This is a genomic window from Streptomyces katrae (genome assembly GCF_000966975.1).
Classification (GTDB): domain Bacteria; phylum Actinomycetota; class Actinomycetes; order Streptomycetales; family Streptomycetaceae; genus Streptomyces; species Streptomyces katrae.
In genome coordinates, this window is record NZ_JZWV01000382.1 from 1 (window position 1) to 10,530 (window position 10,530).

The 10,530-nt window shown below is 75.5% G+C and carries 5 protein-coding genes; all 5 read right to left on the reverse strand.

What is annotated here, in order from left to right:
- Positions 1-2,937 (reverse strand): non-ribosomal peptide synthetase (locus VR44_RS14880; RefSeq protein ID WP_169791009.1); only part of this gene is annotated, 2,937 nt, incomplete at its 3' end.
- 19 nt (positions 2,938-2,956) lie between these two features.
- Entirely contained in the window at positions 2,957-6,160 is a 3,204-nt protein-coding gene (locus VR44_RS14885) for a non-ribosomal peptide synthetase (RefSeq protein WP_045947958.1), read from the reverse strand.
- Positions 6,157-7,965 carry a condensation domain-containing protein gene (locus VR44_RS14890; RefSeq protein WP_045947959.1) on the reverse strand — a complete coding sequence of 603 codons (1,809 nt, stop codon included), beginning with the start codon at positions 7,963-7,965 and terminating at the stop codon, positions 6,157-6,159. Before VR44_RS14890 ends, VR44_RS14885 begins: the two co-directional genes overlap by 4 nt.
- On the reverse strand, positions 7,958-8,182 hold the full coding sequence (locus VR44_RS14895; RefSeq protein WP_045947960.1) for an MbtH family protein: 225 nt from the start codon (positions 8,180-8,182) through the stop codon (positions 7,958-7,960). The genes VR44_RS14890 and VR44_RS14895 overlap by 8 nt, the downstream gene beginning before the upstream one ends.
- A 74-nt stretch (positions 8,183-8,256) precedes the next feature.
- Positions 8,257-10,530, reverse strand: a 2,274-nt coding sequence (locus VR44_RS14900) for a pyridoxal-phosphate dependent enzyme (protein ID WP_245691810.1), incomplete at its 5' end; no start/stop codon positions are given.

Below are 10,530 nucleotides of genomic sequence, written 5' to 3' on the forward strand. Positions count from 1 at the left end.
GGCCGGGTCGGGGAGCGCCTTGCGGTCGAGCTTGCCGTTGACGGTGAGCGGGAACCGCGGCAGGTGCAGGAACAGCGACGGGACCATGTAGTTGGGGAGGTTGCGGCCGAGTTCCGTGCGGATCTCCTCGGCGGTGGGCGTACCGGTGAAGTAGCAGACGAGCCGTTGCTGGCCCGCGTGGTCCCGGTCGACGGCGACGACGGCCTCGGCGACGCCGGGCACGGCGCGCAGCGCGGTCTCCACCTCGCCCAGTTCGATGCGGTTGCCGCGGACCTTGACCTGGTGGTCCTGGCGGCCGAGGAAGTCGAGCTGGCCGTCGGCCCGCATCCGGGCGAGGTCGCCGGTGCGGTACATGCGGCTGCCGGGCACGGCGGAGAACGGGTCGGGGACGTAGCGCTCGCTGGAGCGGCGCGGGTCACGCAGGTATCCGGGGCCCACGCCGGTGCCGCCGATGAAGAGTTCGCCGGGCACACCGGGCGGTACGGGGGCGAGGGCGGCGTCCAGCAGGTAGAGGGAGTTGTTGCGCAGCGGGCGTCCGACGGGCAGCCGGCCGTGTTCCAGCTGGGCGTGCACGTCGGGGCCGATGAAGGCGTGCGTGTTGTCGTCGGAGCACTCGGTGAGGCCGTAGGCGTTGACGATCGCGGCCCGCGGGTGGAACGCGTACCAGCGGGTGCACAGTTCGGGCGGCAGCACCTCGCCGTTGACGATGAACCAGCGCAGTTCGGGCAGGGCCGGCGGCAGCACGCCGGTGTCCCACAGGTCGACGGCGGCGCGGACGAAGGAGGGCACGGTCTCCAGGACGGTGATCCCCCGGCGGGCGGCGTCGTCGAAGAGGGTGGCCGGGTCGCGGGCGGTGTCCCGGGACACCAGGTGGACCTGGCCGCCGGTGATCAGCGGGGCGAGCATCTGCCATACGGAGATGTCGAAGGTGAGCGGGGCGTTCATCACCACGCGGTCGCCGTCGCCGAGACCGAGGTCCTCGACCTTGGCCAGGAGGTGGTTGTTCATGCCCCGGCGGTGGACCATGGCGCCCTTGGGCTTGCCGGTGGAGCCCGAGGTGAAGCAGACGTAGGCGAGGGCGTCGGGTCCGCCGGCCGGCGCCGGGCGCTCGCCGGGGACCGCGGCGGCCGCGTCGTCGATCACCAGGACGGGCAGTCCGCCGGGGACCGCGGCGGCGATCTCCTCGGCACGCGCCCGCTGCTCGGGGGCGGCCAGCAGGCGGGCGATCCCGCCGCTCGCCAGGAGATCGGCGGTGCGGGTGACGGGGCCCTCGGGGTCGAGGGGGACGTAGGCCGCACCGGCGCCGAGGATGCCGAGCATCGCGACGGGGACGCGGGCGGTGGGCTCGCTGAGTACGGCGACCAGGTCGCCGGGGCGGACCCCGTCGGCGAGCAGGGCCAGGGCGAGGGCGTCGGCGCGGGCCACGAGGTCCGCGTAGCCCAGTTCGCGGCCGGTGTCGTCGGTGGTGGCGACGGCGTCGGGGCGGCGCCCGGCCTGCTGCCGGACGCGCTCGACGACCTCCGCGTACTCCTCGTCGCGGGCCGTGTCGTTCCATTCGACCAGGACGCGGTGGCGTTCGGCGGGAGAGAGCAGGTCCACGGTGCCCACCGGGCACGTGGGGTCCTCGGCGACGGCTTCCAGGAGCCGGGCGAGGCGTTCGATCAGGGCCTGGGCGGTGTCGCGGTCGAAGACGTCCGGCCGGTAGTCGATCTGGAGCCGCAGCCGCTCGCCGGGGATGGCGGTCAGCGAGAGCGGGTAGTGGGCGGCGTCGTACGGGTCCACTCCGGTGACCTGGAGCCCGCCCGCGCCGAGTGCGGCGAGGCCGGCCGCGTCGACCGGGTAGTTCTGGAAGGCGACGCAGGAGTCGAAGAGCTCGCCCGCTCCCGCGAGCCGCTGGATCTCGACCAGCCCCAGGTGGTGGTGGTCGATCAGGCGCGCCTGCTCGTCCTGGAGCCGCTCGAACAGTGCGACGAGGGACTCGGCCGGGTCGATCCGTACCCGGACCGGCACGGTGTTGATGCACAGGCCCACGATGTCGGCGACGCCGGGCAGTTCGGGGTCGCGGCCGCTGACGATGGCGCCGAAGACCACGTCCTCGGAGCGGATCTGCCGGCCGAGCAGCAGGGCCCAGGCGCCTTGGAGCAGGGTTCCGGAGGTGATCCGGTGGGCGCGGGCGAGGGCGCCGAGCCGTTCGGTGAGGGATTCGGGGAGGTACGTCTCCACGCGGTCGGGCAGTACCGAGCCGGGCGGCGGGGAGACGGGCGCGGTTCGGGTTCCGCCGGGCAGGCCGTCCAGGGCGCGGGTCCAGGCGTCCTGGGCGGCGGTCGTGTCGCGGCTGTGGAGCCGGCTCAGGAAGGCGGAGTAGGGGGTGACGGGTCCCAGCGGGGCGTCGTCGGCGTGGTGCAGGGCGAGGAGTTCGCGGACCAGGACCGGCCAGGACCAGCCGTCCATCACGATGTGGTGGTAGGTCAGCAGCAGCCGGTGGGAGAGCGGGCCGGTGCGGATGAGGGTGAAGCGCAGCAGCGGCGGCCGGGCGAGGTCGAAGCGGGTGGCCCGGTCCTCGGCGAGGAGGGTGCCGACGGCGGCGGTGCGCTCGCTCTCGCCGAGCCCGGACAGGTCCACCTGCTGCCAGGGGGCCCGGACGCCGCGCTGGACGACCTGGGCGGGTTCACCGGTGGCGCGGCGCAGGAAGCCGGCGCGGAGGTTGGCGTGCCTCTCCAGGACGGTGTCGGCGGCGGCGCGCAGCCGGTCGGCGTCGAGGGGGCCGTCGAGGTCGAGGAGCAGCTGGGCCACGTAGACGTCGCGTTCCTCCTCGTCGAAGAGGGCGTGGAAGAGGATGCCGTCCTGGAGCGGGGACAGGGGCAGGACGTCCTCGACCAGGGAGCGGGCGGCCGGGGCGGCGGCGGGTGCGGCGGGTGTGGACGGCGGGTGGTTCACGGCGGTGTTCCTTCGGTGGTCAGGCGGTCTGGGTGCGGCGGGCCCGGCGGACGACCGGCGGGTCCTCGGCGCCGGCGGCCGCGGCGGAGGGCAGGGCGGCGGCCAGTTCGGCGACGGTGGGGCCGGTGAAGAACCGGCGGATGGTGACGGCACCGCCGAAGCGGTCCCGGACCTCGGCGAGCAGCCGGGTGGCGAGCAGGGAGTGTCCGCCGAGGTCGAAGAAGCTGTCGTGGACGCCGATCCGCGGCACGCCCAGGATCTGCTCCCAGATCGCGCACAGGGCGCGCTCTTCGTCGGTGCGCGGCTCCTGGCGGGCTCCCGCGGTACCGGCCGTGGCCGGGTCCGGCGCGGGCAGGGCGGCCAGGTCGGTCTTGCCGTTGGCGGTGACGGGGAAGGCGTCGAGCAGGGTGAGGGTGGCGGGCATCATGTAGTCGGGCAGCCGGGCGCGCAGGTGCTCGCGCAGTTCCCGCGGGTCGGGTGCGGGGGTCCCCTCGGCGGGGACGGCGTAGCCCGCGAGCGCGGGACCGGCGGCCGTGTCCACGACGGTGACGGCGGCCTGGCCCACCGCCGGGTGGCCGGCCAGGACGTGCTCGATCTCGGCGGGTTCGATGCGCAGTCCGCGGATCTTGACCTGCCGGTCGGCGCGGCCGAGGTACTCGACCTGGCCGTCGGCGCTCCAGCGGGCCAGGTCGCCGGTGCGGTACATCCGGCTTCCCGGGGGGCCGTACGGGCAGGCGACGAAGCGTTCGGCGGTCAGCCCGGGCCGGCCGAGGTAGCCCTGGGCGAGTCCGGCGCCCGCGATGTAGAGCTCGCCGATGACACCGGGCGGCACGAGGCCGAGCCGCTCGTCCAGGACGTGCAGCTGCGTGCCGTCGAGGGGGCGGCCGATCGGGACCTGTCCGGCGGGGGCCTCCTGGCCCGGGCCCACGGCGAAGGTCGCCGCGAAGGTGGTGGTCTCGGTGGGGCCGTAGGCGTTGGTGACGGTGGTGCGGGGGCAGGCCTCGCGGACCCGGCGGACCATGGAGGGCGAGGCGGCCTCGCCTCCGGTCATCACCTCGTGGAGCGTGCCGAGCGCGGGCAGGCAGCGGTCGGCGAGGACGTTGAAGAGGGTGGCGGTGAGGAAGGTCCCGGTGACCTTCTCCTCGGCCATCAGCCGGGCCAGCGCGTCCACGTCGAGTTCGCCGGGCGGCGCGACGACGACCAGGCCGCCGTTCAGGAGCGGCACCCACAGTTCGTAGGTGGAGGCGTCGAAGGCGTGCGGGGAGCGCAGCAGCACCCGCTCATGCGCGCCGCCGCGCCAGCGCCGGTCGGTGGCGAGGGCGACGACCTCGCGGTGGGAGACGGCCACGCCCTTGGGGGTGCCGGTGGAGCCGGAGGTGTACATCAGGTAGGCGAGCGCGTCGGGGTGCCCGTCCGGTCCGCTCGGCCCGGCGGTCCCGGCCTCCGCGGCTGACCGTCCGTCCGGGCGCAGTACGTGGCGCGGACCCGCCGGTACGGGTTCCCCGTCCGGGACGTCGGTGACGAGGACGGCGGCTCCGGCCGCGGTGAGCACGGCCTCGGTACGGGCGTGCGGAGCCCGCGCGTCCAACGGCAGGTAGGCGGCGCCCGTCTTGAGGATGCCCAGGCAGGTGGCGACGAGGTCGGCGGAGCGGTCCATCAGTACGGCGACGGAATCGCCCGGCCGGACGCCGAGGGCGCGCAGCCGTCCGGCGATCCGGTCCGCCCGGGCGTCGAGTTCGCCGTACGTGGTCTCCCGCCCGGCGCAGCGCACGGCGGGGCGGCCGGGGTGGGCGGCGGCCCGCTCCTCGAAGGCCCCGTGGACGGTCCGGGCGTCGGGGGCTGCGGGCGCGCCCTGCCAGTGCTCCAGCAGGTCGGCGCGTTCCCCGGGCAGCAGGACGTCGAGTGCGGACAGGGGGACGCCGGGCTCGCGGACGACGGCGCCGATGAGGTGGACGAGACGGTCCAGCAGGCGCCGGGCCGTGGGCGCGTCGAACAGGTCGCCCGCGTACTCCAGCCCGAGGGCCAGGCCCAGGGGGCGGCCGGTGGCCGGGTCGTGGAGCTCCTCCACCTCCAGGGTGAGGTCGAATTTGGCGGTGTCGGTGCGCACCGCCTCCACCTCGGCCCGCAGGCCCGCGAAGGCGGGGGTCTGCGGCTCGCCGCGCTGGGCGGAGACGGCGACCTGGAAGAGCGGGTGGCGGGCGGGCGAGCGGGCCGGGTTGAGGCGTTCGACCAGCGATTCGAAGGGCAGTTCCTGGTGGGCGTACGTCTCCAGGGCGGCGGCGCGCACCCGGCCCAGCAGCTCCGTGAAGGTGGGGTCGCCCGAGGTGTCGGCGCGCACGATGAGGGTGTTGACGAAGAGGCCCACGAGGTCGGTGAGGGCTTCGTCGTCCCGGCCGTCGACGGGGCAGCCCAGCGGCAGGTCGGTGCCGGCGCCGAGGCGGGTGAGCAGGGCCGCGAAGGCGGCCTGGACGGCCATGAACGGGGTGGCGCGGGCGCTTTGGGCCAGCGCGGCCAGTCCGGCGTGGGCGGCGGCGCCGGTCCGCGCCTCCACCAGTGCGCCGCGGTGGCCGGCCACGGCCGGGCGCGGCCGGTCGGCGGGCAGGGCCAGTTCCTCGGGCAGGCCGTCGAGGACGGCCGCCCAGTGGGTGAGGAGCCGGCCGTGCAGGGAGGCGGGGTCCTGGGCCGGGCCGAGGAGTTCACGCTGCCACAGTGCGTAGTCCGGGTACTGGACGGGCAGTTCGGGCCATTCGGGCGGCCGGCCGGCGCACCGGGCGGTGTAGGCGGCGGCGAGGTCGCGGACGAGGATGTTCACGGAGTGGCCGTCGCCCGCGATGTGGTGCAGGACCAGGAGCAGGTAGTGGTCGTCGGCGCCGTCGGTGAACAGGTCGGCGCGCAGCGGTGGTTCGACGCGGAGGTCGAAGGGCCGGGTCGAGGCTTCCTCGGCCCGCCGGGCCCGTTCGGCGGGCGGGCAGTGGGTGATGGTGAGCACCGGGGCGGCGTCCGCGGGGTCCAGGACCCGCTGGTGGGGGCGGCCCGCCTCGTCGGGGAAGACGGTGCGCAGCGCCTCGTGGCGGGCGCTCACGTCCGCGAGCGCGGCGCGCAGGGCCGGGCGGTCGAGGGCGCCGCGCAGCCGCAGTCCGACGGGGATGTGGTAGAGCGCGCCGTCGGCGCCGTCCCGGGCGTGGAACCACAACCGCTGCTGGGCGTGGGACAGAGGGATCACAGCAGTGCTCCGAGCTGGGATTCGAAGGTGTCGAGGTCGGCCTGGCTGACCTGGGCGAGGGAGACGTCGGAGGGGGTCAGCCCGCCGGCGTCGGGGCGGGCGGCGTGGGTGACGACGGCGCGCAGCATGGTGAACCACTCCCGCGCGAGGTCGTGGACCCACGGTCCGGGGAGGGCGTTGCCCGCCCAGGTCCAGGTGGCGCTGAGGGTGAGGCCGTCCGGGCCCTCGTGGGCGGCCGCGTTGACCTCCACCGCGTGGGCCATCGGGAGGCCTTCGTCGGCGTCGTCGAGGGCGAAGTCGTGGCCGGGCGCGGCGTCCCAGGGGGCGTCGCCGCCCATCGGGAACCGGCCGAGGTAGTTGAAGCCGATCTGGGGGATGCCGCGGGCGGCGAGGCCGGGCCCGGTGCGGGAGTTGAGGTGGCGCAGCAGCCCGAAGCCGATTCCCTTGTCGGGTACGGCGCGCAGTTCCTCCTTGACCAGCCGCAGGGCGGCGCCGACCGCGGGTCCGCCCGCCCGGGCCTCGTCGAGGTCCGGGCGGCCGAGGGCGAGGCGGACGGGGAACACGGTGGTGAACCAGCCGACGGTGCGGGAGAGGTCGGTGCCGTCGGTGACGTCCTCCCGGCCGTGGCCCTCGACGTCGATGAGGACGGCGCCCTCCTCGTCGGCGCCCTCCTCGTCGGCGCCGTCCGCCCCCTCGGCGCCGCGCCGGACGAGCACGGCGAGGGCCAGGGCGGTCAGCAGCACGTCGTTGACCGTGCCGTTGACGAGGCCGGGCGCGGTGGTGAGCAGGGGGCCCGTCACGTCCGGCCCGAGGGTCAGGGTGAGGGTGTTCTCCGGGCTCTCCGGGTCGAGGCCGCCGGGCGGCCGGACCCCGGCCAGGGGCTGGGGGGCCTCGCGCAGGGCGGCGGCCCAGCGGTCGGCCTCGGCGGTCCGGCGGCCGGAGGTGGCCTCCGCGCGCAGCAGGTCGGCCCAGTGCGCGAAGGGGGTCGCCGCGGGCTCCAGGACGGGCTCCCGGCCCTCGGTGAGGGCGGTCCAGCAGCTGCGCAGGTCGTCCTGGAGGATCCGCCAGGAGACGCCGTCCACCACGAGGTGGTGGATGACGAGCGCGAGCCGTCCCTGGTGTCCGGGTCCCCGGTCCAGGAGTACGGCGCGCAGCATGTGGCCGTCGCGCGGCGAGAGCAGGCGCCGGGCGGCCCGCATCCGCTCCCTGGTCAGGGCGGGGAATTCCTCCTCGGCGGTCCCGCGGGCGTCCACGTGCTCCAGCAGGTCCGCCGCGGCGACGGAGCCCGCGGGCGGTACGACGGGTTCGGCGCCGGTGGCCCCGATCCCGTCGGGCAGCCGCAGGCGGAGCATCTCGTGGGTGTCCAGGAGGGCCTGGACGGTGCGTTCGGCGGCGGCCGCCCCGAAGCCCGGCGGGGTGCGCAGGACCAGCGACTGGTTGTAGGTGTCGACGGGACCGCCGAGTTCGGCGAGCCAGCCCATGATGGGGGTGGGTGCCAGCGGGCCCAGGCGGCGCGGGGGCGTGGCCGGTCCGGCCTCCTCGCCCACCCGGCCCTGGGCGCGGGCGGTGGCGGCGAGCGCGCTCACGCTGTCCGCGCGGAGCACGTCGCGGGTGCTGACGACCAGGCCGGCCGCGCGGGCGCGGCTGACGACCTGGATCGCCTGGATGCTGTCGCCGCCCAGCCCGGTGAAGCTGTCGCCCGCGTCGACCTCGGCGCGGCCGAGGACCTCGGCGAACAGGGTGCGCAACGTCCGTACGGGGTCGGGTCCGGCCGGGTGCCCGGTGCGGTGGACGGGCTCAGCCACGGGGCGCGTTCCCGGCGAGGGCGGCCACCAGGGAGGCGGGGCGCATGTCGGTCCAGACCCGCTCGACGTGGTCCAGGCAGGCCTGGCGGCCGTCGGGGCCGTGCACGACGGTCCAGCCGGCGGGGACGGGGTGGGTGGCGGGCCACAGGGAGTGCTGGAGCTCGTCGTTGCGGACCACGACGTAGGAGGCGTTGTCGTTCTCGAAGGGGTTGCTCATGGCGGTTCACCTTTCGGGTCGGGTGCGGCCGTACGGGTCGTACGGCGCGTCGTCGGGACGGGTAGGGCGGAGGGTCAGGAGCGGGGGGCGGCCTCGATGCGGAGGCGGACAAGGGCGTGCGCCGCGTCGAGGGCGGCGTGCACGCCGGCGGGCTCCTGATGGCGGGCGATCACGTGCCCGAGCCGGTCGGAGGCGCTGCGGGGCGTGCGTACGGGAGTGCCGGGGGCAGCGGTGACCAGCACCGATTCGACTCCCTCGACGGCGGCCGCGGCCTCGGCGCCGTGGACGGCCGTGAGGGTGCCGTCGGTGTCGGCGAGGAGGAACTGGATCCCGGCGTGGCCGGCCTCCTCGGCCTTCAGGTGCGGGGGCAGGCCGAGGGCGGCGCGCAGCTGTGCGTCGAGCAGGTCGATGCCGGTGGCGAGCCTGATCAGTTCGGGGATCATGCCGCCGGCCGGGCGCGGGTTGATCTCGACGAGGGCGGGCCCGTCCGCGGTCAGTTTGACCTCGGTGTGGGTGGCGCCCAGCCGGATCCCGGCCGCGTCCAGGGCCGCCGTCACCGTGTCGGTGATCGACTGGGCGGTGGCGGCGGGCAGGGGGGCGGGAAAGAGGTGGCGGTGCTCGACGAAGTGCGGGCCGGCGGTCACGGACTTGGCGGTGATGCCCACGCACACGGACTGCCCGTCCCCGCCGAACATCTCGACGCTGTACTCCGGCCCGTCCAGGTACTCCTCGACGAGGACGGTGCGGGCAGTGGGCATGCCGCGCACGTTGGTGTCGATCGCGAGGATCCGCTCGATCTGGGCGCGGACCTCGGCCTCGTCGGCGCAGAGCAGGACGTTGGTGGAGCCGGAGTCGTCGGCCGGCTTGACCACGCAGGGCAGTCCGGTGCGGGCGACGGCGGCCGCGGCTCCGGCCGGCTCGCGGACGAGGGCGTACCGGGGCTGGCGGACGCCCGCGGCCCGCAGTCTCTCGCGCAGGGCGGACTTGTCGCGGCAGACGGCCACCGCCTCGGGCGGGTTGCCGGGCAGGCCGAGCCACTGGGCGATCCGGGCGGCGGCCGGTACGTAGAAGTCGCTGGTGGTGGTGACCCCGGCGATCTCCTCACGGCGGAACCGCTCCTGTACGGCGGCGCGCAGGGCGGCGTCGGAGTTGGTGTCGCAGCGGACCACCTCGGCGCCGGTCTCCGCGAGTCCCCGGTAGCGGTCGGGGTCGCCGGTCAGCAGGACGGGTACGGTGCCCAGTTCGCGCGCCCGCTCCAGCGCGAGCATGCCGGTGCCGGTGGTGTTGGACTCCACGAACAGCAGGTGCCGGCGGATCCCGGCGGGCGGGCTGTAGGCGACGGCGGACCAGGTGCGGGCGGTCCCGTCGGGTCCGAGGGCGGCCGGCGCGGTGGCGGTGGGCACCTCGCGCAGCCGGTGCGCGTCCCAGTGCCCGTCGTCGTAGACGGTGTCGGCGTAGCGGTCGCCGCGGTCGGGGAGGATGCCGACGATCCGGGTCCCGGGTGCGGCGCGGTCGGCGAGGCCGGTGAGCACCCGGTAGACGGAGCCCGAGGTGTTGCCGCCGAAGATCTGCTGCTCGCGGGCGAGGTCCCAGGCCGCGGCGAAGGCCTCGTGGTCGTTGAGCCAGTGCACCTCGTCGACGAGTGTGCGGTCCAGGTTCTTGGGCAGCAGGCTGTTGCCCAGCCCGCTCTGCAGCCGCTGCGGTACGTCGGGCTGGCCGAAGAGGGCGCTGCCCACGCAGTCGACGCCGACGACGTGCAGGCCGGGCAGCCGCTCGCGCAGCGCCCGGGCGGTGCCGCACAGGGAGCCGCCGCTGCCGACGGCTCCCACGAGGGTGTCGAACCGGCCGAGGTCCGCCAGGAGTTCACCGGCGAGGGTGCGGTAGGCGCCGGGGTTGTCGGGGTTGGTGTACTGCTGCGGCCAGAAGGCGCCGGGCAGTTCGGCGAGCAGCTCCGCGAGCCGCTCCAGGCGGGCGCTCTGCCAGCCGTGGCTGGTCATCGCCTCGACGATGTGCACCCGGCAGCCCAGGGCGCGGAGTTTGGCGAGGGTGACGGGGTCGATCCGCGGGTCGGTGACGATGTGCACCTCGTGGCCCAGGGAGCGGCCGACGAGTGCGACGCCGAGGGCCATGGTCCCCGAGGAGCTCTCGATGACGGGGTCGCCCGGCTTCAGGGTGCCCAGCCGCCTGGCCTCCAGCAGGATGTTGCGCGCGACGCGGTCCTTCATCGCGAACAGGTTCTGCAGTTCCAGCTTGGCGTAGACCTCCACGCCCCGGGCCTCGCCCAGACGCAGCCGGACCAGCGGGGTCCCGCCGATCGCGTCCGTCACGGTGTCGAACAGCATGCTCAG

What these genes read in the sequence shown, in the direction of transcription:
- VR44_RS14895 (WP_045947960.1), bottom strand. Translation starts at nt 8,182, where the DNA reads ATGAGCAACCCCTTCGAGAACGACAACGCCTCCTACGTCGTGGTCCGC.